Origin of the sequence: Paenibacillus sp. SSG-1, assembly GCF_002224835.1 — a bacterium.
Taxonomy (GTDB): domain Bacteria; phylum Bacillota; class Bacilli; order Paenibacillales; family Paenibacillaceae; genus Paenibacillus_AQ; species Paenibacillus_AQ favisporus.
Map to the genome: position 1 here is coordinate 7066293 of NZ_MBRK01000001.1, position 23082 is coordinate 7089374.

General features: G+C 54.1%; 18 protein-coding genes. 9 read left to right on the forward strand and 9 right to left on the reverse strand.

Going from position 1 to position 23082, the window contains the following annotated elements:
* Positions 1-18 precede the first annotated feature (18 nt).
* Both BCV73_RS32205 and BCV73_RS32210 read right to left on the reverse strand, forming a co-directional pair.
* Positions 19-1257, reverse strand: coding sequence for an MFS transporter (locus BCV73_RS32205; RefSeq protein WP_076176223.1), 1239 nt, complete (start codon positions 1255-1257; stop codon positions 19-21).
* The gene (locus BCV73_RS32210; RefSeq protein WP_089549813.1) at positions 1250-1678 is read right to left on the reverse strand and encodes a hypothetical protein; all 429 of its coding nucleotides are present in this window, start codon (positions 1676-1678) and stop codon (positions 1250-1252) included. The genes BCV73_RS32205 and BCV73_RS32210 overlap by 8 nt, the downstream gene beginning before the upstream one ends.
* A gap of 351 nt (positions 1679-2029) precedes the next feature.
* Between BCV73_RS32210 and BCV73_RS32215 the strand changes: the two genes are divergently transcribed.
* Complete coding sequence (locus BCV73_RS32215) at positions 2030-2989, forward strand: ring-cleaving dioxygenase (RefSeq protein WP_089549814.1); 960 nt, start codon at positions 2030-2032, stop codon at positions 2987-2989.
* Between the two features lie 69 nt (positions 2990-3058).
* Here BCV73_RS32215 and katA read toward each other — a convergent pair whose 3' ends face one another.
* Both katA and BCV73_RS32225 read right to left on the reverse strand, forming a co-directional pair.
* Positions 3059-4516: a catalase KatA gene (katA, locus tag BCV73_RS32220; protein WP_218828238.1), complete on the reverse strand. Its 1458-nt coding sequence runs from the start codon at positions 4514-4516 to the stop codon at positions 3059-3061.
* Positions 4517-4814: 298 nt separating this feature from the next.
* Positions 4815-6230: an MFS transporter gene (locus BCV73_RS32225; protein ID WP_089549816.1), complete on the reverse strand. Its 1416-nt coding sequence runs from the start codon at positions 6228-6230 to the stop codon at positions 4815-4817.
* A gap of 197 nt (positions 6231-6427) precedes the next feature.
* Between BCV73_RS32225 and BCV73_RS32230 the strand changes: the two genes are divergently transcribed.
* The gene (locus BCV73_RS32230; protein ID WP_076176215.1) at positions 6428-6781 is read left to right on the forward strand and encodes a winged helix-turn-helix transcriptional regulator; all 354 of its coding nucleotides are present in this window, start codon (positions 6428-6430) and stop codon (positions 6779-6781) included.
* A 106-nt stretch (positions 6782-6887) separates the two neighbouring features.
* Here BCV73_RS32230 and BCV73_RS32235 read toward each other — a convergent pair whose 3' ends face one another.
* The 3 genes from BCV73_RS32235 to BCV73_RS32245 all read right to left on the reverse strand — a co-directional run bounded on the left by BCV73_RS32235 (position 6888) and on the right by BCV73_RS32245 (position 10440).
* The gene (locus BCV73_RS32235) at positions 6888-7985 is read right to left on the reverse strand and encodes a TFIIB-type zinc ribbon-containing protein (protein ID WP_089549817.1); all 1098 of its coding nucleotides are present in this window, start codon (positions 7983-7985) and stop codon (positions 6888-6890) included.
* 12 nt (positions 7986-7997) lie between these two features.
* The gene (locus BCV73_RS32240) at positions 7998-9071 is read right to left on the reverse strand and encodes an SPFH domain-containing protein (protein ID WP_076176211.1); all 1074 of its coding nucleotides are present in this window, start codon (positions 9069-9071) and stop codon (positions 7998-8000) included.
* Positions 9072-9297: 226 nt separating this feature from the next.
* Entirely contained in the window at positions 9298-10440 is a 1143-nt protein-coding gene (locus BCV73_RS32245; RefSeq protein WP_256993073.1) for a tyrosine-protein phosphatase, read from the reverse strand.
* A 275-nt stretch (positions 10441-10715) separates the two neighbouring features.
* Between BCV73_RS32245 and BCV73_RS32250 the strand changes: the two genes are divergently transcribed.
* Both BCV73_RS32250 and BCV73_RS32255 read left to right on the forward strand, forming a co-directional pair.
* Positions 10716-11069, forward strand: a complete 354-nt coding sequence (locus BCV73_RS32250) for a VOC family protein (protein ID WP_089549818.1) — start codon at positions 10716-10718, stop codon at positions 11067-11069.
* 28 nt (positions 11070-11097) lie between these two features.
* A complete protein-coding gene (locus tag BCV73_RS32255) occupies positions 11098-12816 on the forward strand; it encodes an ABC transporter ATP-binding protein (RefSeq protein ID WP_089549819.1) in 1719 nt (572 codons plus the stop codon).
* Positions 12817-12939: 123 nt separating this feature from the next.
* Here BCV73_RS32255 and BCV73_RS32260 read toward each other — a convergent pair whose 3' ends face one another.
* The gene (locus tag BCV73_RS32260) at positions 12940-13368 is read right to left on the reverse strand and encodes a MarR family winged helix-turn-helix transcriptional regulator (protein WP_089549820.1); all 429 of its coding nucleotides are present in this window, start codon (positions 13366-13368) and stop codon (positions 12940-12942) included.
* 174 nt (positions 13369-13542) lie between these two features.
* On the opposite strand from BCV73_RS32260, the gene BCV73_RS32265 reads away from it, so the two are divergent.
* Positions 13543-15003 carry an MFS transporter gene (locus BCV73_RS32265; RefSeq protein ID WP_076176203.1) on the forward strand — a complete coding sequence of 487 codons (1461 nt, stop codon included), beginning with the start codon at positions 13543-13545 and terminating at the stop codon, positions 15001-15003.
* Positions 15004-15116: 113 nt separating this feature from the next.
* Here BCV73_RS32265 and BCV73_RS32270 read toward each other — a convergent pair whose 3' ends face one another.
* Entirely contained in the window at positions 15117-15977 is an 861-nt protein-coding gene (locus BCV73_RS32270; protein ID WP_089549821.1) for a CPBP family intramembrane glutamic endopeptidase, read from the reverse strand.
* A 203-nt stretch (positions 15978-16180) separates the two neighbouring features.
* Between BCV73_RS32270 and BCV73_RS32275 the strand changes: the two genes are divergently transcribed.
* The 4 genes from BCV73_RS32275 (at position 16181) to BCV73_RS32290 (ending at position 22946) form a co-directional block, all read left to right on the forward strand.
* Entirely contained in the window at positions 16181-16609 is a 429-nt protein-coding gene (locus tag BCV73_RS32275; protein ID WP_256993074.1) for a DnaJ family domain-containing protein, read from the forward strand.
* A gap of 196 nt (positions 16610-16805) precedes the next feature.
* Positions 16806-18008, forward strand: a complete 1203-nt coding sequence (locus BCV73_RS32280) for an MFS transporter (protein ID WP_089550492.1) — start codon at positions 16806-16808, stop codon at positions 18006-18008.
* A gap of 61 nt (positions 18009-18069) precedes the next feature.
* Complete coding sequence (locus BCV73_RS32285; RefSeq protein ID WP_089549822.1) at positions 18070-19701, forward strand: SWIM zinc finger family protein; 1632 nt, start codon at positions 18070-18072, stop codon at positions 19699-19701.
* The gene (locus BCV73_RS32290) at positions 19698-22946 is read left to right on the forward strand and encodes a DEAD/DEAH box helicase (protein ID WP_256993075.1); all 3249 of its coding nucleotides are present in this window, start codon (positions 19698-19700) and stop codon (positions 22944-22946) included. Before BCV73_RS32285 ends, BCV73_RS32290 begins: the two co-directional genes overlap by 4 nt.
* The last annotated feature ends 136 nt before the right edge of the window (positions 22947-23082 follow it).

Consider the following 23082-nt stretch of genomic DNA (forward strand, 5'->3'; position numbering starts at 1 on the left):
AAAACAGGAGCCATCTTTTCAATGATGCTCAACGTTAGTTTGATTGGGCGGATGGATTGGGGTGGCGGCGGTTTCCTTTTTCTCCAAGCGAATGAAGAATGGGACAATCGTGCTTAGCAGCAGTAATCCGGCCAACACCTCGAAAGTGAACACATGACCTTTGATGCCGGTCAGATAAACCGAGACGATGGGGCCAAGTGAGGCTCCGATAAATAGCATAAACATATGGAAAGAAAGAGCGCTAGCCCGTAACTCTCCAGCTAAAGTGCCTATTAGAGACAACAAGGCGGGAAGAGCCATAGCTATGCCAGCTGCAAAAACAATACTCGCCAAGATTAAAAACGCAAGGTTCTCCCAGGCGCCTACCAGACCTAGGCCAATACCGGCCAAGATCAGACCGCAACATAGTACATTTTTTACGCCAAACCTAGCAACGAGCTTTCCATCAAACGGGGAAACGAGCATGCCGATGATACCGGCTGCGCGAACCCATAAGATTTCCTGGTGGCTCAGACTGAAGGGAGCGCTGCTTAGATAACTTCCAAGCGTAGAGAAAAAACCGACGAGTGCAATAAAGAGAGTTGAGGAAATGATGTAACAGAAGGGCAGGCTTTTTTTCTTGAAAATACCGCCAATGCGCTTTAACGGAGTAAAGAAATTGCCCTCCGGCTTCTGGATGATATCTTTGGGTATGCATAAGGTAATCAGAAAAAACGAAATAAAATACACGATGCCAAGGATGTAAAATACATATCTCCAGCTTAGTTCCAATATGACGGTGCTGCTATAGATCTGTCCAACGATACTGGCCATCAAAAAGGCGGTGCTTATAAATCCGAGGATCGTTACCCTTTTTTTCGTTGGGAACATCTCTATTGCGTAGGCTAACACAGAAGGGGGAAACATGGATGCTGCCAATCCTTGGATAACCCTCAGCACAATAAGCCACTGAAACTCATGGACCGTTCCAATAAAAGGGGTTGATACCGCGAGCAGGCATAATCCGGATATCATCATTCTTTTCCGTCCGTAGCGGTCGGAAAGCCCCCCGAACAGGAGTCCTCCGCCGGCAAAAGCAAATGAAAAGGCGCTTCCTGCCCAAGCTGCTTTGGAAGATGAAATCTGGAATACGTCCTCAAATAAGGGAAACAGGGGGATCGTTAAATATAGGGATGAGACGACAATTAATGAGCACCAGAATAGAATCAGGGTCGTAAGGTTATAACGTGGTGCCGCTTGCTTTGCTGGATTAATCAATCGTGATTCCCCTTTCTTCTGCAGGCGTCCCTTTTGTTACAGCTGCATTGGTTTCCTTCACATTTAAAAACACGTTGACAGCAAAAACAAGAATGCCGCTTCCGGCAACGGATTCACCTATACGTTTAATCGTTGATAACCATTCCTGATCATAGCCGTTTGCAATAAAGGACAGAGAGACTAACATGATTGGCAAACCTATGCCCTGCAACCAAAAGTGCCATTGGGCCAGACGGGACGCTGCGGCTTTGGGAAAGCGCAGATAAGTAAATCCGCAAAGGGCCAAAGTTGCCCATCCGAAAAGGTTGGTGTGGGCATGAACGCTAGTCAATGCAAAATTCAATGTTGCGCCCATGTAGATTCCAATGCCAATACCGAGAACAATATAAATAACAGCCATTTTTAAAAAACGTACTCCCATCCAAACTCTCCTTTGTATTTTACGAGATTCATTCTCCAGTCAAGGAGTTCTATAGATATTGAATTCCAAGAACCGGATATGTAACACAATCGTATAAACGGATGTTCGCACGATCAATATCGATATTTCTATGTCTCATATAGCTTTTTCTTATAATCATCGCAACGGCTTGGGAAAATCCTCGGCCTTTTGCGTTATGGGTTTTTCGGACAAAAGATATAGTAAATTCGCTATGCAAGTATAGAAATAATGGAATGGTTCGCTGCTGCTCTTTTCTCTATGATTTGAATCAGGAGTACTTTTCAGTTATTAGCAGGATCGAAAATACCTAACAGAAGGAGTCTGGGAAGGATGGGGAATATCATAAAGAAAACGGCAGGCATCCATCATATTACTTGTTTCGTGAAGGACGCGCAGAGAAATGTAGATTTTTATGCTGGAGTTCTAGGTCTTCGTCTTGTGAAAAAAACAATTAACTTTGACGCACCCGAGGTGTACCATTTGTACTTCGGCAATGAAAAAGGCAGCCCCGGAACGATAATGACGTTCTTCCCGCACGAACTTTCCCACAAGGGCCGCATAGGAGGAGGACAAGTAGGTACAACAACGTACGTAGTACCCATAGGCGCAATTGATTTTTGGAAAGCACGCCTCACGGCGTTCGATATTTCCTTCACGGAAAGCACCCGTTTTTCTGAAAACTATATCGAATTTTTAGATCTTGACGGTCTGCAGTTAGAAATTGTTGAACGGGAAGACGGAGCGCTCAATACATGGTCATTCGGAGGTATCCCGGCGGATAAGGCGATCAAAGGATTTGGGGGCGCCGTGCTATACAGTGTTGCATCCACCAAGACCATGCAGGTACTTGAGGACGTTTTAGGTCTTGAAAGGGTAGGGCAGGATGGCGACTTTATTCGCTATAAGGCTGAAGGGGACATCGGCAACCTCATTGATGTGAATGCGGAGCCCATGGAATGGGGGATCCCAGGTAGCGGCACCGTTCACCATATCGCGTGGCGAGCCAAGGATTTTGAAGACCATGATGCCTGGAGAAGCCATGTGGAAAGCAGCGGTTTACAGCCTACACCGATTATTGACCGGCAGTATTTTCATGCGATCTATTTTCGTGAACAAGGCGGCATTTTGTTTGAAATTGCGACGGATCCGCCAGGTTTCGCAAATGATGAGCCTGAGGATCATCTGGGCGAGGCCATCATGCTTCCTTCATGGTATGAAGACAGCCGCGTTGAAATTGAAAAGAACCTGCCACCTATCCAAGTGCGCGAATTGAAGTCAATCAAGCAATGAAACACCCATTTGATAACGTAAAAAGAGCAGTTACACAGGCTATGATTAGCTGTGATAACTGCTTTTTGTTTAATAGGATAAAGTCTCCATATCTCTTAAACCAAGCCCCGTAGCAACCGCATTTCCCCATTCAGGATCGGCTTTATAAAAATGGGCGATTTGACGAAGTTTTATTTCATCCTTTTCAACCGGTTTCATGGCATTCACAATATTATTTACCAAGCGCCGGCGTTCTTCTGCACTAAGTAACCGATACAAGTCACCAGGTTGAGTGTAATGGTCATGATGGTCATAAGGGACACTGTCGGCTGAACCGGATACCTCAAACGTAGCTGTCTTGTATGCTGCAGACTCAGTCGCCCCGTTGTAACTATTCGGTTCATAATACATTGAACTTCCTCCGTTGCGATCATAACGCATTTGACCGTCACGCTGGTTATTATTCACTTCGGTAACGGGTTTATTAATAGGAAGCGTGTTATGATTTGTTCCAACCCGATAGCGGTGTGCATCGGCATAGGCGAATAAACGGCCTTGAAGCATTTTATCCGGAGAAGCTTCAATACCGGGTACGAAGGCTCCAGGAGAGAAAGTTGCTTGTTCGACTTCAGCGAAATAATTCTGGGGATTACGATCGAGGACCATACGTCCAACCTCGATAAGAGGGTAGTCTTTTTGCGACCACACTTTGGTTACATCGAATGGATCGAATCGATAAGTATCCGCATCTTCCAGCGGCATGATTTGAACATACAACTTCCACGCGGGGAAGTCTCCTTTTTCTATAGCTTGAAACAAATCCTCAATGTGATAATCCGGATTTTCGCCGGCCAGTTTAGCAGCTAGTTCGACATCCAGATTTTTAACACCCTGTTCCGTTTTGAAATGGTATTTTACCCAAACTCCTTGTCCATCTGCATTGACCCACTTAAACGTATGGCTTCCATAACCATGCATATGACGTAAAGTAGCAGGGATACCGCGATCAGACATCAAGATGGATACTTGATGCAAGGACTCGGGAGACAATGACCAGAAATCCCATACCGCGTTTGGATTTTTAAGGTGGGTTTGAGGATGCCGTTTCTGAGTATGGATGAAATCCGGGAATTTAATGGCATCTCTTATGAAGAAGACAGGCGTGTTATTTCCTACTAAGTCATAGTTCCCTTCTGCGGTGTAAAACTTGACGGCAAATCCACGAGGGTCACGCACGGTATCTGCAGAGCCAAGTTCGCCTGCAACCGTCGAGAAGCGGATAAATAAGGGCGTGCGTTTACCAACCTCGGATAAAAAGTCGGCTTTGGTATATGAGGACACATCGTGGGTTACTTCAAAATATCCGTGTGCACCGGCACCTTTGGCATGAACAACCCGCTCAGGGACACGTTCACGATTGAAATGGGCCAGCTTTTCAAGAAGATGGACATCTTGAATGAGTGTTGGACCTCGAGAGCCGGCGGTCATGGAATTCTGGTTATCTCCAACCGGGGCTCCCCAACTTGTCGTTAATTGGCCATGCTTGATTTCCAATTTAAATACCCCCAATATGTAAAATTAGTACATTAGGAACATCTTATTATCCATTTTGTATTTTGATCAATATCGGTCTATCTATATTTGACATAGTTATCGTTTATATCATTTTAGAAGTCAGTGTAAGAAGAGGTGAAGGAGCTGAATTCCCCGCAGATATAAGAAATCCCCATGACAGATATTGACAAAGGCTTATTGATAGATACGAGTGGGAGGATTTAAGCTGTTACTACATAGATAAGCAGACAAATGAGAGGTCCATCCTGCGATGCAGGGCGGACCGTTATTTTTAGCTGTTTACATATTTTTCTGCTGAGCGTTTACGAAGGCCGAGGGCGGTAATGCCAATCCCGAGAAGGGAAGCGGCAATCGGAACCATCATCGCTGTGCGATAGCCGTCGAGCAGGGCTTGCGGGGATTTGTCCAAACCTGTAGCGCCAATCTGCACGGCGGTCACAACCGCCAAACCGAGTGCGGCGCCAAATTGGAAGGAGGTATTCAATAAACCGCTGGCGAGCCCTTGCTCTTCTTCCGCTATTCCGTCCGTGGCGGCGATGGTTAAAGGTCCGTAAGTCAGCGAAAAGGCGAGGCCCGTCAGGATCATCGTCGGGAACATCGCTGCATAGGTCCAGTCCAAACCGATGGGAAGAAAAAGGGCGTAGGCTAATGCAGCGAGGCAGAACCCGCCGAAAATCACCGGAATATTGCCGAAACGGTTTACCAGCTTGGGGGTCAGGGTAGGTGCGAGTATGGAATCGACACCGACGGCGAGCAGGGCAAGACCCGTTTCAAGAGATGACCAGCCGCGCAGTTCTTGGAGGTAGAGCACTGTCACGAATTGGAACCCGAAAAAAGAGCCGGCAAACAACATGGCACCCAGGTTCGCGCGCACGAGTGAGCTGGCAGAAAATATGCCAAGGCGTACCAAGGGGGAAGCCGAGCGTCGTTCGATCGTTGCGAAGAGACCAAAAAGCAGGGCACTGCAGGCCAGGATTCCGGCGGTCCAGCTCCAGCCCAGGTTGGAGGATTCCACGACACCGTAAACCAGAAGCAGCATGGCCGCCGTGACGCTGACTGCTCCGGCCAGATCGAAGCCTTTGGAGGAGGCCTCCGGCCGACCAGAGGCCGGTATGAGGCGAATCGCGGCTAGAAGAATCACGAATGCCAATAGAACCGGACCAAAGAAAACCCAACGCCAGTTAATCTCACTTAAGATGCCGCCGACCACAAGACCGAGTGAAAACCCGGCGGCCGCTGTCCCGGCATAAACGAGTAAGGCCTTGTTACGTGCAGTCCCCTCCGCAAAGCTTGTCGTGATGATAGATAAGCCGGCCGGAGTCATGAACGCTGCACTAATGCCTGTAACAAACCGGGCGGTGATCAGCATCCAGCCTTCGGTCGATAATCCGCCTAACCCGGAGAAAGCAAAGAAAACCGTGAGCCATAGCAGAAACATTTTTCGGCGCCCGAACAGGTCGGCTGCCCGGCCTCCCAGCAGCATGAAGCCGCCATACCCGAGTACATAGGCGCTGACTACCCATTGCAGCGAACCGGTCGACATGCCCAGTTCAGCACGGATCGAGGGCAGAGCCACGCCCATCATCGACACGTCGATCCCTTCCAGAAAAATTGCGCCGCACAAAACGAACAATAAGCCCCAGGAAAGCTTGCCGGAACTTTGAGACGTTTGACCGTTTGCCTTCATTCGATATGTCCTCCTCATTATGAATAATCATCCATTTTCGGAACCGGCTCGATCGGGTCTGCCGATTTCCTTATTGGCACAAGGAGATTATGTATCATATAATCGAGGAACAGAAGTACGCACTTTTTTGTGTCATTTTCACCAAAAGGTAATATAGGAACCAAAAAGTACCTATTTTGATCGGGGGAAAAAGTGCCATGAAAACGAGTATGCCGCAAGCTTTTAATATACCTATAGAAGCGACCCTGGAAGTCATCGGGGGGAAATGGAAAACGCTCATTTTATGCCATTTAACCTATGGAGCGAAACGAACGAGCGAGCTGAAAAAGTTGACCCCGGGCATCACGCAAAAAATGCTGACTCAGCAGCTTAGAGAGTTGGAGGAGGATGGGGTCATCATCCGGACGGTATACAACCAGGTCCCGCCGAAAGTCGTTTACGAATTGAGCGAGCTGGGCCAATCCCTTCGGCCGGTCATCGATGTGATGTGCCAGTGGGGAGAGCGGTACATCCAGGGATCAACCGAGAACCAGGCAAGCTCGAACATGTGACGTAAGCCGCGGAGAAACTAAAAAAAGAGCTCAGCAACCAGGCTGAACTCTTTTTTTATTCTATTTTATGATTAGCGAATGTTATGAATCCGACAAACAGGCACACTTAGGATTGATAAAAATACAAAATAATGGCGGCGGCCACAAGCACGCAGAAAAGGGTGAAAAACGTAATTTTCCATCCGCTGCGCGGGACCTTGCCGCTGATGCTGCCCGTCTCTCCGTTGACCATATAGCGATAAACCTTCTGTTTGTACGTGTAAGAGGCATTCCAAAGCGGCAGCAGGATATGCTTGTAGGTCCGCTCGGAGTATTGGGTATCGATGCTGAGGTTGCGCAGTTCGTCCCCGCCGATTTGCCGGCGTATCGAATCTTCCAGGCTGTCGTCCATCCGGGATACCGCGTCGCTCCAACCCTCACGCAGGGGCACGGTATACCTTTCGGCCACAAAACCGCTTAAATATTCAGGCTTGTAGGGTCGGAGGTCCTCCAGGCTGAAATCGTCAAACTGCTCCATCAGGCGGGTGTCGTGCTGTTTGGAAGCAGGAACAAGCACATCGTTGAAAAATCGATCGTACGAGCCGGATGTCCAGTGCCACACGGTGTACCGAACCTGCTCCTCGTACGTCTCTGTTTTCCCGTCAACCGTTCGGGTACGCGTCTCAGTGCGGTAATGATAGGTACCCACCTCTGCCGAATAGTCGGAATCGGTTTGGGCATCAAAGGTCCAGAAGGGGACATAAATGCCGGAAACATTCGAGCGGGTCTGCTGCTTTTTGAAGGCGCCCGGCACGAACCATTTTTTCTTCTTCCACTTCAGGAACAGGGCGTTCGCCTCATCCTTCGAGATGTGAAAGGGGATGATGGATTCGGGCCTTATGCTGTCCGGATCCCCTTGGGGCAGGACCTTGGGGGAACCGCAAAATGCGCATAGAGCCGCCGTCTGCGCGGCAGGCAGGAGCATCTGGGCCCCGCAGTTCTCGCATTGGACCGCCTGCTGCTCGGTCCCCCAGTCTTTCAAGGCCTGGTCTTGTTCATCCGCAAAATCGAGCTCATATTCGGTGGGCTCGGACGGATAACGGGGCTGTTCAATGGGAGCCAGGCTTCCGCAATACGTGCATTTCATCTGCTGGGTTTCGGTATCAAAAATCATTTGCGCCCCGCAGCCCGAGCAGGGGAAGCGGATCGGTGCTTCGACGGACATAAGCGCTCTCCTCTACACTTTATTGCCGCAGCTCGGACAGAACTTCATCGTGCTGCTCAAGCTGCCCCCACACTCCGTGCAAAATTTTTTCTCCGGCCGCGGCGTACCGCATTCCGGGCAAAATTTCTCGGAGGGTTTGAGCCCGTGTCCGCATTGGGCGCAGGGCTCGGTATCAACGGGGGACGCCGGATGGGCAGGAGCGGCAGGCTGGGGCTCCACAGCATCCGCCGAAGGCTTCATCGCTTGATTGAACATTTGCCCCATGGCCATGCCCGCCCCGAGGCTTGCCCCAGCGCCAGCAAGCCCGCTGTCGGGATTGTTGGCTGCATCGCGAAGCGATTCGGCGGCCTGAAACTTCATGTACTGATCGAGATTGCCGGCAATGCTCATGGATGACTTCCGGTCGATCATTTTTTCGACTTCTTCCGGCAAGGAGATGTTTTCGATAAAAAATCCGGACAGGGACAGACCCATGCCATTGAAAATCGGCTCCAGCTTGGTCCGGAGGGCGGAGCTCAGCTCGTCGTACTGCACCGCAATATCCATGATCGGAATTTTGGCCTCGCCAATCAGGTCGCTCACACCAGACACGATCACCGACTTGAGATAACCGCCGATTTGATCCGAACCGAATGAGGACTGGGTCCCGAAGATTTCCTTAAGAAACAAAGCCGGGTCCTGCACGCGGAACGCGTAGCTGCCGAATCCCCGCATCCGGATAGCTCCGAATTCAGGATCCCGCATCATAATGGGGTTGGTCGTTCCCCATTTCTGATCCGTGAAGTTACGTGTGTTTACAAAATACACATCTGCCTTAAACGGCGAATTGAATGCATATTTCCATGATTTTAACGCCGTCAGAACCGGCATGTTCTGCGTGCTTAAGGTATACGTGCCTGGGCCGAATACATCGGCGATCTGGCCCTCGTTCAGAAAAATCGCGGCCTGCGATTCCCGCACCGTCAGCCTCGCGCCCATTTTGATCGCTTTGTCGTAGACCGGAAACTGGTGCACGATTTCATTGGTGTTGTCCGTCCATTCAATAACCTCGATAAATTGGCCTTTAATAAAAGAAAACAAACCCATCGTTCAACCTCCATCTTGATTCCAATTATCTCCATTATACGTGATTCCGGTTTGTCCGTCTCAACGAATCGACGAAGGTTCAGTACCATACGCCACCATTGGACAAAATATGTCGGGGATGATAGGGGAAGTTTACACATTCTTATCTCTAAAAAAAGAACGACCTGTATGGCTTCATCCACACAGGTCGTCTTTATGTTCGCATCCGGAGAACGGGGATAGGCGACTATTCGAGATACATCCGCTTCAGCTTTGCCTGCTCATCTTTGCTTAGCCCCAAGCCCTTTTCCAGGAAGCCCTGGATCGAGCCGTATTTCTTGGCCATTTCGTCGAAAGCAGCGTTGATATATTCCGGGCGGACGTCCATTAACGCTGTGATGACTTCAATCGCATTCTCGTCCGTCAAATTAAACTGCTTCACCATGGCGTCCACAGCCGCCTTGTTGTATGCTTCGCGGTATTTGTTGCTGAGCATGAAATCCTGGACTACGGTTTCTTTCGGAACGCCGAGTGCAAGCAGCATCAAGGCCGAGCCGAGGCCGGTGCGGTCTTTACCTGCGGTGCAGTGCTGTACGAGCGCCGCGGATGCCGGATCCAGCATCATGTCGAACAATTTCACGTAAGCCGAAGGGGAGTCGACCATGTCGCGGTTGGCGGCGGTCAACACGTCGCCGGGCTTGCCCATTTTGTCGAATTCGCCGCTCGCCATGAAGCTCATGATGTCAGTGCCGCTGCCGGATTGGCCGAAGACCGGGTTGCGGACATAGGCAGCGCCGGGAATCGCCGGATCGGGCTTGGATTTCACTTCTTCGTCCGTGCGGTAGTCCACGATCGTCTTCAGGCCGCTCTTTTGCAAATAGGCGATATCGCTTGCCGTGAGGCCGGCGAGCTCGTCCGAGCGGAACAGCTTGCCCCACTTGACCGTTTTGCCGTCCGCCGTTTTGTAGCCGCCGAGATCGCGGAAGTTGGTGGCGCCTTGGAGCGGCAGCAGACGCTCGGCGGTTGTGATGGCGGCACCGCTCGCCGCCTTCACTTTAAAGTAAACCCGGCTGCCCGGATTCGGATCCTTCGTTCGCAGGCCGCCAAACGAGGCGTAGGTACGGGCAAGCTCCTTCCAGCCGCTATCCGGACTCTGGCTCCAGTAAACTTTAACCGGTCCCAGATTGGCGGTGGTCTGCCAGTGCAGCGTCAGCGTACCGTCTTTGGCCCGTTCCACGGCAGCCCCGGTAAAGCTGCCCTGCTTGGCCTTGGCTTGAATGCCGGACGCGGGCGCTTTGCCCGCAGGTGCAGCTGCGCTGGCCGTGGCTGCCGACAGCGGCGCAGCCGAAAGCAGCAGGGCCGTGCCCAGCAAAATCGTTTTTTTCATCATGGTCGTTGTTCTCCCCCTCTGGTCTTAGAAAAATGCATGTTGTCCTCTTTATGATGAGGGAGAAGTGTTGGCATCATGTTATCCGAGCATTAGCGGAAGGTAAAATTGTGTCAGTATTTACATAAATCACGATAAAAGGTGTCAGATTTAAACGAACCATGATACAGAATTCTTGCGGATGTGGGTCAGAGCAGAGGAAATTCGGCATACAGGGAGGGGGTTCCCGACCAGTGTCGAATAGTTACTTGGAAGTAAAAGGAACAGGGGGAATGGAGATGAAAGTAAAACGGATTGTCACGAACATTCATACGGAGGATCTGGCGGCTGCCCGTACTTTTTACGAGGACGTGCTCGGTTTGGAGAAGTGGATGGACCACGGATGGATCGCCACCTATGGGACCGATGCCCGTATGGATGTTCAGGTCAGCGTCGCATCGGAAGGGGGCTCGGGCACCCCGGTGCCGGACCTGTCCATCGAAGTGGATGACGTCGACGAAGCTCTGAACCGTATGAAGCAGGCGGGCTTTCAGATCGAATACGGTCCGGCGGATGAGCCGTGGGGCGTGCGCCGTTTCTATGTACGGGATCCTTTTGGGAAACTGATCAATATCCTGGCCCACAAGCCGTAAAATATCAACAAGGAAGTGTGATACATCCATGATTCGAAGGTTTTTCGCGTACTACAAGCCGTACAAGGGGCTGTTTATCCTTGATTTCGTGTGCGCGGTGTTCGCCGGGCTGCTGGAGCTGGCCTTTCCGCTGGCCGTCAGCCATTTTATCGATAACCTGCTGCCCAGCAAGGACTGGGCGATCATCGTCGTCGCCTGTCTGGCGCTGCTGGCCATTTACGGGCTCAATATGGTACTGCAGTATATCGTGACCTACTGGGGTCATATGCTGGGCATCAACATTGAAACGGATATGCGTAAAAAGCTGTTCGACCATATCCAGAAGCTCTCGTTCCGTTTCTTCGACAATCATAAAACCGGGCATTTGGTCGGGCGGATCACCAATGATCTGAACGACGTCGGCGAGGTGGCCCACCACGGGCCGGAGGATGTCTTTATTGCGGTCATGACGCTGATCGGCTCCTTTGCGCTGATGGCTTCCATTAACATGGAGCTGGCGCTGCTGACCTTTATTATTATTCCGGTCATGGCCTGGGTGATCATTCACTTCGGGGGCCGAATGACCACGACGTACCGGCGGCTGTTCGGGAACGTGGGGAATTTCAACGCCCGGATCGAGGACAACGTCGGCGGAATCCGCGTCGTGCAGTCCTTTGCCAATGAGGAGCATGAGAAGAAGCTGTTTGACGTCGACAACCAGAACTTCCGCCAGACCAAGCTGATGGCTTATAAGACGATGGCGAAAAGCATGTCGGTCACCTACATGATGATGCGGCTCGTCACCGTGTTCGTAATGCTGTGCGGCGCCTGGTTTTTCCTCAGCGGACGGATCGAGCTGGGCGAGTTCATGGCGTTCCTGCTGCTGTCCAACGTCTTTTTCCGTCCGATCGAAAAGATCAATGCGGTCATCGAAAGCTACCCGAAAGGCATCGCGGGCTTTCGGCGGTATTTGGAAATCATGGATACCGAGCCGGATATTGCGGACGCTCCGAATGCAGTGGAATTGGATCGGGTTGTAGGCAATATCCGCTACGAAGGTGTCACCTTCGGTTATGATCCGGCCAAACCGATCCTGAACAACATCGATCTGTCGATACGGGCGGGGGAGACCGTCGCGTTTGTCGGTCCTTCCGGAGCGGGGAAAACGACGATCTGCAGCCTGCTGCCGCGCTTCTATGAGCTGGATGGGGGACGGATTACGATCGACGGCATCGATATCCGGGACATCAAGCTGGATTCGCTGCGGCGGCACATCGGCATCGTGCAGCAGGACGTGTTCCTGTTCTCCGGGACAGTGAAGGAAAATATCGCATACGGCAATTTGAATGCCACCGATGAGGAAATTTGGAAGGCGGCGGAGCGCGCATCGCTGGCCGAAGTGATCCGCTCCATGCCGGAGGGCATGGATACGGTCATCGGCGAGCGGGGCGTGAAGCTGTCGGGCGGACAAAAGCAGCGCTTATCGATCGCCCGGATGTTCCTGAAGAACCCGCCGATCCTTATCCTGGACGAGGCAACATCCGCGCTCGACACCGAGACGGAAGCCGCCATTCAGCAGGCGCTGACCGAGCTGTCGCAGGGGCGCACGACGCTGGTCATCGCTCACCGGCTGACGACGATCCGCAACGCAGACCGGATTATGGTCGTGAATGAACAGGGTATTGCCGAGGAGGGCATGCACCAGGAGCTGATTGCCGCCGGCGGCATATACAGCCGGCTGCACCTGGCTCAATCACAGCATTCGTAATATCGGATTGAACCGCATTTAGCGGAGGCATTGCTTGCGATATAAGGAAGCCAATTCTCCGAAGCGGATACTTTCCTTAAGCATCAAAAAGGAGCTCCACGATTCCCGTGGGGCTCCTTTACTTTATTCATCTTTTTGGGCCAAGCTGACTTTGTGCAGCAGCGAGATCAGCTGATCATGCTCCTCCGGGGTCAGATACCGGGCTAGAGTCCGGTTGGATTCATCCAGGATCGCATGCAGCTGAGGCTGTACTTCCTTGGCTTTGGAGGTGGGAAACAGCAGCTGGGAACGCCGGTCATCCGGGTCCGGCTTGCGCTCGATATAACCTGACGCCTCCAGCTGTTTAATGGAACGGGCCGTGGTGGCCTTGTCGAATTTCAACTGCTGGGTCAGCTGTTCCTGCGTAATTCCCGGTTGATGCAGGATGGCCTTCAGGAAGCTGTGCTGTCCGCCGCCGCCGATGCCGTAAGGAGCCAGTTCCTTGGCGAGCCTTTTCTGGTTCTGGCGATGGATGTAAGAGATCAGCTTGCCAATCGGTTCTTTGTCTGGCATTACATCGGCACCTTCTTTCATCATGAAGTGGAGGGACAACGGGAACGATAAACTCAAGTTCAGCAAATATTTTATCTCAAAATGGTTGCAAGCGCAACTAATATAAGGTACACTGTTACTGCCAATTAGTTGCGCGTGCAACTAATAATGATGAACAGGAGCAGGAGGTACCACATGAGTTCAATACAGCGGACGTATCAAGAGGATGCGAATATCCAGAAGAAGCGCTGGATCATCCTCATTGTTCTGAATTTATTTACATTTATGTCCACACTGGATGGAAGCATCGTCAACATCGCCCTGCCGGTGCTGTCCAAACAGATGGGATTGCCGATCGCCCAGATCGAATGGGTGACGACGGGGTACCTGATGGCGATCTGCGCGGTCATTCTTTTCTTCGGAAAATTGGGCGATATCGCAGGCAAGATCCGTATTTTTAAAATCGGCACGATCATCTTCATTATCGGATCGCTGCTGTGCGGGTTCAGCACAACGCTGCCGTTCCTGATCGTCTCCCGGGTCATTCAGGCGCTTGGAGCGTCGATGACCATGGCGAACAGCCAAGGGATTTTGACTGATATTTTTCCGGCGAAGGAGCGGGGGAGGGCGCTGGGGTTGATCGGCACGTTCGTTTCTCTCGGGAGCATTGCCGGGCCTTCCTTAGGCGGCATCATCATTTCATCGCTTGGGTGGGAGTACATTTTCTGGGTTAACGTACCGATCGGTTTGATCGCGATCATCATGGGGTGGAAGGTGCTGCCGGCGGATTTGATCCGGGTCAAGGCCAAGATCGACGTGCCGGGAAGCTCGCTGTTCGCGGTATTTATCATCACCTTGTTCGCAGGACTGCTGCTCGGCCAGCAGGCCGGATACGGCAACGTCTGGATTCTGCTCGCTCTTGCCGTCGCACTGGTGGCGTTGGTTATCTTCCTTCGCACCGAAGCGGTTCGTAAGGACGCGCTGCTGGATTTGTCACTGTTTAAAAATCCGCTCTTCTCCATCAGCATTCTGTGCGGCTTTCTCGTCTTTACGGCCAATTTCTGCTTCAACATCATCGCGCCGTTTTACGCCCAGAACATGCTGAATTTATCGCCGTTTGCCGCCGGCTTCCTGCTGATGCTCTTCCCGATCTGCATGGTCATCGTGGCGCCGGTGAGCGGCGCTTTGTCGGACAAAATCGGCTCGGAGCTTCTCACCTTTGCCGGCTTGGTCGTGATGGTGATCGCCCAATTCGGCTTGGCCTGGCTGCATGAAGGAAGCCGTCTCGTGCTCGTCGGGCTGTGGATCGCCATGCTCGGCATCGGCAGCGGCCTGTTCCAGTCGCCGAACAACTCGCTCGTCATGTCCCAAGTGCCGCGCACGCAGCTCGGCTCAGCCGGGAGCGTCAACTCCTTGGTGCGGAACGTGGGCATGGTCGTCGGCATCACTGTCGCAACGACGATTTTGTTCCACGTCATGAGCCTCCGCGCCGGCCGGCGGGTGACCGGGCTGGTGCCGGGGCATCCCGACATTTTCTTAAGCGGCATGCACGCCGTGTTCAGCACGTCAGCCTGCATCTGCCTGGTGGCCGCTGCCTTAACGGGTTGGCGCATGTACCGGGCGAAGGCGGGGAAGCGTCGGGAGGTAAAGGCTTAATTTTTAAGATGAAAAAGCCAGTTTAATACTGAAAACAACCGTCCGAAAAAGGACGGTTGTTTTTTAGGTATAGGAAATAGCGCAACAAAAACTTCAGCAAAATGGGTCCCGCATTACCCCGCGTTAACCTCGGACAGCTCACCGGATGCTTTTTTAGCCCGGGTGCTTTTTCCAAGCTTGATCCAGATTACGGCCGCGCAGGCCGCCCATACCGCAATGGTAATGACCCCGCTCTCCCCGGCCACGTAAGACCAGCCCGAAGCTTTATCGAAGAACAGCTGCTCCAGCCAGCTCCGAGACAAATTGATGACCATGTGAATGACAACGACCGGCCAGATACTGCGGCTGCGCCAGCGGACCCAGCCCATAAATACGGATAACGGAAAGATCATGACGGTAAACAGCACCAAGTTGATCCACACATTCCCGTCCGTATTGTATTGGTTCAGATAAAAAGGATAGTGGAAGCAGGCCCACACGGCGGCTGTGATCAGAATGGACTTTCGAATGCTGTAAGCCTCGGTCAGCTTGGGCTGCAGATAGCCGCGCCAGCCGATTTCTTCCCCGAAGGAAAAGATCAGCATGCTGATCAGCATCTGAGGAGCCCAGGAGCTTTTGGTGATATACCAGGCATATTCGGAAACGGTGAAGCGGGCGGTGCCTTGGCTTAGGAATTCGGCTGACGGAAGTTGAACGATCCCGAAAGCCCACGCGGCAAGAAACCCGATTCCAATCGGGACGATGGACAAGATGGCGGCAAAATACCAGCGGAGACCGCCAAACGTGCCGAGCCCCGATGAACGGAGAGAATCTTTTCTTCCGGATACAAAGATCAGCATCAGCAGCACGGTGATCATTGGAGCAAGCTGGCTGATGGCGACGAGATTCATGCTTCCGGACAGATTGGCCAGCAGGGTAAGCAGCAGCACAGTTACACTGAATGCCGCCGCGGAGCGAACAGATGTTATTTTCATGAATAACTTCCTCTCTTGTTGGTTGTTAATGTTAGGGTAAGGGGCAATTATCAAGAATTTATAAAGCTCTGGAGATCATTTGCGGCCTTTTCGAAATACGACATGCTGAGGGAAGACCGGGGTATGCTACAATGGGGTTATACGATACGCGATAGGCTCCAAATAACGGATCGGCGATCCTGGCATAAGGAGAGGTGACTGGGGTGGAACGGGAAGATCAGAACAAAGAAGCGAAAGATCAGGACGAAAAGGCCGAAGCGGAAGACCGCTACCAGAACATGTCCACGCGGTACGGGCTGGTGGAATCGGCTATTGACGATTTTGCGAAGCGGGGCGGGTTTGACGATTTGCCGGGCAAAGGCAAGCCGCATAAGATCGACGACGAAGATGTGTTCAGCAGCATTTTGAAGAAAAACAATTATCAGCCTCCTTGGGCTGAGCTGCGGAAGGAAATCGCCGCGGATTTGAAGCGTCTGGCTGACCATCCCCGCTCGGATCACGAGCTTCGGGCTGAACTCGAAGCGGTTAACGACAAAATCAGAACGTATAACCGGATCGTGCCGCACCCGATGCTGCAGAAGGGGCTGGTGTCCAGGGCGAATTTGGAGAATGCCTACCCCAAATGGGTTTAATGCTATAAAACGTTCATCCATATAGAATGAACTAAAGAAATTGAAGGTTATAGGCCGTATCGGGCCGTTAAAACAGGAAGTTCAAATGCAAAACTTTAGTTCAATCTATCCACTTTATGATTAAGGAGATTTATCATTGCAGACACAGGCGGAATTGAACGACGTGAAAACGGCAAAGCCGGCCGGCCGCAACTATATGCTGCAGCTGGCGACCGTTTTTATCGGGTTCATCATTTTTGGGTTTTCGGAAAATATCAAGGGTCCGGCGATTCCCCGCATCCAGGCGGATTTCGGACTCGATGAGCAGCAGCTTGGAACCCTGCTCTCGCTCAATTCGCTCGGGTATCTGCTGGCCTGTTCCTTCACAGGGTATATTACCCGCAAGATCGGGATCAAATGGGTCAGCATGATCTCGTTCGGATCGATGGTTCTCTCGGGCGTCTTCATCTTATTGTCGCGAACATACACTCTATTTTCGGCGTCCTATTTTTTCATGTACATCGGCAACGGCATGCTGGAAATCGGCCTGGCGATTCTGGGAGCGCGGATTTTCGTGCGCAATACCGGGACGATGATGAACCTGTCTCACTTTTTCTACGGGCTCAGCTCGATCGTGGCGCCGATGATCGCCTCAGGTTTAATGTCCGTTTCGATCTTGGGCGTGACGCTCGGCTGGCGTGAGATGTATATGGTGATGCTTGCGCTGGCGGTGATTCCGATGATCCCGGCGTTGCTCGGCCGGTTTCCGGGCGACGATACCGTCCAGGAGGACCGGATCTCGCTGTGGATGCTGACCAAGGACCGGGCTTTGTGGATGATCGTGCTGCTGCTGACATTCGGGGTCATTTCGGAAATGGCCGTAGGCAGTTGGCTGGTGAATTTTCTGGAGAAAAGCTATCACTGGGACCAGACCGCAGCTTCGGGCATGCTCTCGATCTTTTTCCTGTGTTTCTCACTGGCACGCCTTTTCCTGGGCCCGGTAACGGACCGGATCGGCTTTATTCTGTCGCTGATGATCCTCTCCGGCTTCTCGGGGCTGTGCACGTTCGCTGCCATTGTCAGCGGGGAAGGGGGCGCGTTCCTGTTCGCGGCCGCAGGCATCGGCATTGCTCCGATATATCCAACTGTTATGGCGGTTATCGCCAAGCGTTACGTGAAAGGAAGCGATACGGCCATCACCTTCACCGTCACCCTGATGGGGGTCGGCAGCGTGATCGGCAATTATCTGATCGGCGCCATCACGAGCGGCGTAAAGCATATCTTTGGTGCCGGCACCCCTGAAGGCCTGGTCCGGGGACTGCAGGCCGGATATTCGTTTATCGGCTTATGCGCCCTGATCTGCTCGGCGGTCAGCTTCGTGCTGTACCGGTATTTGAAAAAAAGAAACGAACTGCTGTAGGGAAAGCGTGGGGGTTCCTCACGCTTTTTCCTAACGCTCTCTCAGGAGACGATGAACAATCATGAGTGTGAACCAAACTATAAACGATATACAGTGGCAAGAGCTGATCCGCAGCGTTGCGGAGTATTATAACGACCTGACGATCAAACGCGGATTTCAATATTATAAACAGGGCCGGGTGACGGAGCTGTCGATTGGCGGGGATGGCGAAATTGAGGCCGTGGTGAAGGGCGGGGAGGCTTACCGTGTCCACCTGAATCCCGAGTCGGTTCAGGACAGCCGCTGCAGCTGCCCGGTCGGGGAACGATGCAAGCATTCCATCGCCGCCCTCCTGGAGTATGTCAGCCGGCAGGGCCGGTCCGTGCATGCGATTGTCAATGCGCATACGACCGTCAGGCTCCAGCACCATCTGCCGGAGACGGAAGCTGAAGAAGACCTCGGGCCTGTGCAGCGGGGAAGTGCGGCGGATGCTTTAAGGGAGAAGGCGGCCCATTTGGCGGAGATGAGCCTCTCCGAATGGCATGCCTTCTTCAAGCTGTGCATCACTCCGCTGGAATTTACGAGCCAGAACTCGCACTATGCCCGAAACGCCATACATGCGATCAACGCCGTCAAGCCGGACCTGACTCCGGCCATGGAGCAGCTGTATCAGCTCCATGCCAGGCTGTATATGCTGATCAAGCTGATCAAGCCAATTGTGCCGGGCGGACGGTCTCCGGCATTTTTGGGGTACCACGTGCAGGTGGCCGCGGATGAACTGCGGGGAGGCATGCTGCAGCTGCTTGGCGAAGGGATCGATCTGGCCGCCGAGCCGGATCAGTGGCCGCGCGTGACCAAGACGCTGAACTACCTGCGCCGGCAAATGCTGACGGAAACGGGGCAGCAAGGTTATCTGTTCGATATTTATGACCGGTTCTGGCTGAAATGGATCCATCCGAACGTCACAGACACCCGGATGCATGAGGAAGAGATGCGGAAACTGCAAAGCGTCGAAGAGGAGCTGGGCGATACGCTCTCCCGGCTGCCGTGGATGCTCGCCCAGGCCCGTATTGCGTTCCTGATGGGGGAAGACCGGCAGGCCTGGTCCTGGCTGCAGGCAGCGGACAAGGCTTCCATCATCCCGCACGGCTTCCTGACCTCCTTTCTGGACGAGCTGTCCGCTTCGGAGGATTGGGCCCGCCTGCAGGAATGGCTGGTGCGGCTGGCTCCTCTGTTCAGCAATCACCGGAAAGAGCCTCTGCACGAATATGCCGCCTATTGGAATACCTTTGTCCGGCATGTGCCCGAAGCGGAGGAGTCCATGTGGCATACCCTCGCCGGGATGCTGCCGTATTCCAAGGAAGTTTATGAAGATAACCTGCTGGCTCACGAAAAATGGCGCTTGTGGATGGACGTGCAGCTCAGCTCCGGCAAGGACCCGCTGGAGTTTCGGGTCAGCGTGCTTGCGCCGATCGAGAAGCAGGCGCCTGAGCTGCTGCTGCCCTTCTACCATCAAGGCGTGGAGCGGCATGTCCTCCTGAAGAACCGCTCCGGCTACAAAGCCGCGGTCAAGCTGCTCAAGCGTCTGGCCAAGCTGTACAAAAAATTGAAGCGGGAGGAGCGCTGGGAAGAATTCATCATCGTGTTTTCCAGCCGCCACAGCCGGCTGCGCGCGCTTCAGGAAGAGCTTCGGAAAGGAAAGTTGATCCCATGATTCCATACACCGACACCATCACGATCCACACCCGGCTCAGCGGGTACGGCGACGCGCTCATCTACGGCTCGACGCCAACGCGCCGAACCGTGCCCGGCATCGACCTGAAGCATAGGCTGTTCGCCTGGCATGAAGAGACTTTGTACGGTACGCAGCTGGACGTTCAGCAGGTGCAGGACATCGAGCTGGTCATTCTGCCGGCCGAGTACGTCATCGCGTTCTTCGCTCAGCTGGACCTGCTTGCCCACATCCAGTGGGCGGGAGACGAAGGGACCGAGACGTTGATCCGGCTCGCTCCTGCGCTGATGACCTGCGTTCGTGAAAAACGGTACAACCCGAGCCTGCCCGCGTTTCAGTCCGGCAAGCTTCAGTGGAACTGGGATGAATCCCGCCTGGATGCCGAAGCGCGGGAAGAGATCAGGGACCTGGGACCGGAGTTCGCCGAGGGGCTGCGCGCCGCGTTCTCTTCGCTGGTATTCAGCGAATGCTATGGAACGGAAGCGACGGCTTCCGACCTGCGCCGCGAGTACCCGATGCTCTTCGCGAGAGAGGGGGCCGTCGCCGGCTTGACCGAGCAGGCATGGCTCATCTCGATCGGCTGGAAAGCGGACGCGGCGCCGTTCCGGCCCGTGCTGCAGCTGCTGGAGCCGGACGAAGCCGAGCCCGTCTGGCGCCTTCAGCTTGTGCTGCAGGACAAGCTGGACCCGTCGGTGCTGGTGCCTGTCCGTCTGGATGCGGACGGACAGGCTTCCGGCGTGTGGCCGGACGTCTGGACGGCCCACATCCGCGAGCGCTCCGCCGGGTGGGCGGAGCATCTGCGCGCCAGCCTGCCGGCGAGCGTGCGGGCTGCGGAGCGCAGCGACGTGCTGGGCCAGCCGCTGTCCGACGCGGCGGCGTGGCAGTTTTTGACGGCGGACAGCCGCCGTCTGCTCGATGCGGGCTGGCAGGTGCTGCTGCCCGCGTGGTGGGAAGCCGCCAGCCGGCGGAAGCCGAAGCTGCGGGCCAAGGTCAAGGCCGGCGAGGGCGAGGAGGCCGCCGCCAAAGGGCAGGGCAGCTCACTGTTCGGCCTGGACTCGATCATTCAGTTTGACTGGCGTGTGTCGATTGGCGACCTCCAGATTACGGAGGACGAATTCAAGGAGCTGGTCGCCCGCAACGAGCGGCTGGTTCGCTTCCGCGGCGAATGGATTACGCTCGACCCCAGCCTGATCAAGCAGATCGGCCAGATGATGGAAGGAGTCGACAGCTCGCAGGGCTTGTCCCTTCAGGACGTTCTGCATCTGCATCTCCAGCGGAAGGACGAGGATGCCGGCGCCCGGAAGCGGGAGGACGGCGAGGAAGAAGAGGCGGACGAAGATCCGGATGAAGCGGCTCGGATCGAGCTCGAAGTGGAGCTGAACGAGCATCTTCTGACGCTGATGAACCAGCTCAGCCAGAAGTCGGCCTGGCCGAAGCTGGACGTTCCATCCGGGCTGCAGGCCGAGCTGCGTTCTTACCAGTACGACGGGTTCTCCTGGCTGGCGTTTCTGCGCCGGTTTGGGCTGGGCGCCTGCCTTGCCGACGATATGGGCCTGGGGAAAACCATCCAGTTTATCACGTATTTGCTGCACCTGAAGGAGACGGCGGACGCATCCGGAGAACGGCGCCTGCCTTCGCTGCTGATTTGCCCGACCTCGGTGCTGGGCAACTGGCAGAAGGAGATCAGCCGCTTTGCGCCTTCGCTGAAGGTGCTGCTGCATTACGGCAGCCGCCGGTCAGGAGAAGCGGCGCTCCGCGAAGAACTACGCGAGGCCGATGTAGTCCTGACCTCGTACGCAACCGCGACGCTGGACCAGGACCTGCTGAAGGAGTTCGCCTGGGAATCGCTGTGCCTGGACGAGGCGCAGAACATCAAGAACGCCCAGACGAAGCAGTCGGCCGCCGTGCGCAGCTTCCCGGCCCGGCATCGGATCGCGCTGACCGGAACGCCGATCGAAAACCGGCTTTCCGAGCTGTGGTCGCTGTACGATTTTATGAACCCGGGATATTTGGGCAGCCTGCGCAGCTTCCAGGTCCGCTTTATTCAGCCAATCGAGCGGGATCAGGACGAGCAGCGGACGGCGCAGCTGCAAAAGCTGGTGAAGCCGTTTATGCTGCGGCGGAAGAAGAAGGATCCGCACATCCAGCTGGAGCTGCCGGAAAAAAACGAGATGAAAACCTATATCCACCTGACCGCCGAGCAGAGCGCCCTCTACGATCAGACGGTCAACGACCTGATGAACCGGGTGCAGAAGCTGGAGGGCATTCAGCGGAAGGGGGCCATTCTGTCGGCCCTGACACAGCTCAAGCAGGTCTGCGACCATCCGGTGCTCCTGACCGGGGAATCGGTCGACAACTTTGTGGATCCCGCGGATATTGCCGCGGGATCTGGCACGGCGGGCGCAGCGGCAGGCACGGACGGTGCGGCTGACTCAAGTGTCCTGCTGAGTGATTCAAACGCTCCAGGAGTTTCGGGTAATCTGGAGACTGCCGGAAAGCATGAGACTGAGGGCAGCGAAGCGGCTATAAGTGATCGACGGGCTTCGGCTGGCACAGTTGATGCCGTTGGCTTGGCTGCGGAAACTTCAGCCGATGCAAAGGCGCCAGAGCATGAGGCTGCTGCACGGACAGCTGCTGAATCCTCAGGAGGTCAGCTCGACACAGAACGGCTTATCAGCCGCTCGGCCAAGCTGGAACGGCTGCTGGCCATGGTCAAGGAGCTGCGGGAAGAGGGCGACCGCTGCCTGATTTTTACGCAGTATATCGGCATGGGCGAGATGCTTAAGCGGGTGCTGGGGCAGGAGCTGCAGGAGCCGGTGCTGTATCTGAACGGCAGCACGTCCAAAACCGCGCGGGACCGGATGATCGAACAGTTCCAGTCACAGTCGCTGCCGGCAGCAGAGCAGCCGGGTGTGTTCATCCTGTCGATCAAGGCGGGGGGCGTCGGTCTGAACCTGACTGCGGCCAACCACGTCTTCCACTTCGACCGCTGGTGGAACCCGGCGGTGGAGAACCAGGCAACGGACCGGGCCTACCGGATGGGCCAGACCAAGGACGTGCAGGTGCACAAGTTCATTTCACTCGGCACGCTGGAGGAGCGGATCGACGAGATGCTGGAGAGCAAGCAGCAGCTCAGCGATAATGTCATTTCCAGCACGGAAAGCTGGATTACCGAGCTGTCGACCGAAGCGCTGAAGGACCTGTTTACGCTGCGGCGCGACTGGTAGGGACAGCTGAGGGAGAAGCTGAGGGGAAGCTGGAGGCATGTATCATTAGTTGGGGTGTGAAAAACAGCTGCAGGAAATTGCAGCTGTTTTTTTGCTGTTAGAGTGCCTGACACGCATGATCCTTGATTCCTGTGCT

Coding starts and splice junctions, on each gene's coding strand:
- BCV73_RS32245 (WP_256993073.1), bottom strand. CDS start 10,440: ATGATGAAAAAAACGATTTTGCTGGGCACGGCCCTGCTGCTTTCGGCT.
- BCV73_RS32290 (WP_256993075.1), top strand. CDS start 19,698: ATGATTCCATACACCGACACCATCACGATCCACACCCGGCTCAGCGGG.
- BCV73_RS32280 (WP_089550492.1), top strand. CDS start 16,806: ATGCTGCAGCTGGCGACCGTTTTTATCGGGTTCATCATTTTTGGGTTT.
- BCV73_RS32225 (WP_089549816.1), bottom strand. CDS start 6,230: ATGAAGGCAAACGGTCAAACGTCTCAAAGTTCCGGCAAGCTTTCCTGG.
- BCV73_RS32210 (WP_089549813.1), bottom strand. CDS start 1,678: ATGGGAGTACGTTTTTTAAAAATGGCTGTTATTTATATTGTTCTCGGT.
- BCV73_RS32265 (WP_076176203.1), top strand. CDS start 13,543: ATGAGTTCAATACAGCGGACGTATCAAGAGGATGCGAATATCCAGAAG.
- BCV73_RS32255 (WP_089549819.1), top strand. CDS start 11,098: ATGATTCGAAGGTTTTTCGCGTACTACAAGCCGTACAAGGGGCTGTTT.
- BCV73_RS32215 (WP_089549814.1), top strand. CDS start 2,030: ATGGGGAATATCATAAAGAAAACGGCAGGCATCCATCATATTACTTGT.
- BCV73_RS32270 (WP_089549821.1), bottom strand. CDS start 15,977: ATGAAAATAACATCTGTTCGCTCCGCGGCGGCATTCAGTGTAACTGTG.
- BCV73_RS32260 (WP_089549820.1), bottom strand. CDS start 13,368: ATGCCAGACAAAGAACCGATTGGCAAGCTGATCTCTTACATCCATCGC.
- BCV73_RS32250 (WP_089549818.1), top strand. CDS start 10,716: ATGAAAGTAAAACGGATTGTCACGAACATTCATACGGAGGATCTGGCG.
- BCV73_RS32235 (WP_089549817.1), bottom strand. CDS start 7,985: ATGTCCGTCGAAGCACCGATCCGCTTCCCCTGCTCGGGCTGCGGGGCG.
- BCV73_RS32285 (WP_089549822.1), top strand. CDS start 18,070: ATGAGTGTGAACCAAACTATAAACGATATACAGTGGCAAGAGCTGATC.
- BCV73_RS32230 (WP_076176215.1), top strand. CDS start 6,428: ATGAAAACGAGTATGCCGCAAGCTTTTAATATACCTATAGAAGCGACC.
- BCV73_RS32240 (WP_076176211.1), bottom strand. CDS start 9,071: ATGGGTTTGTTTTCTTTTATTAAAGGCCAATTTATCGAGGTTATTGAA.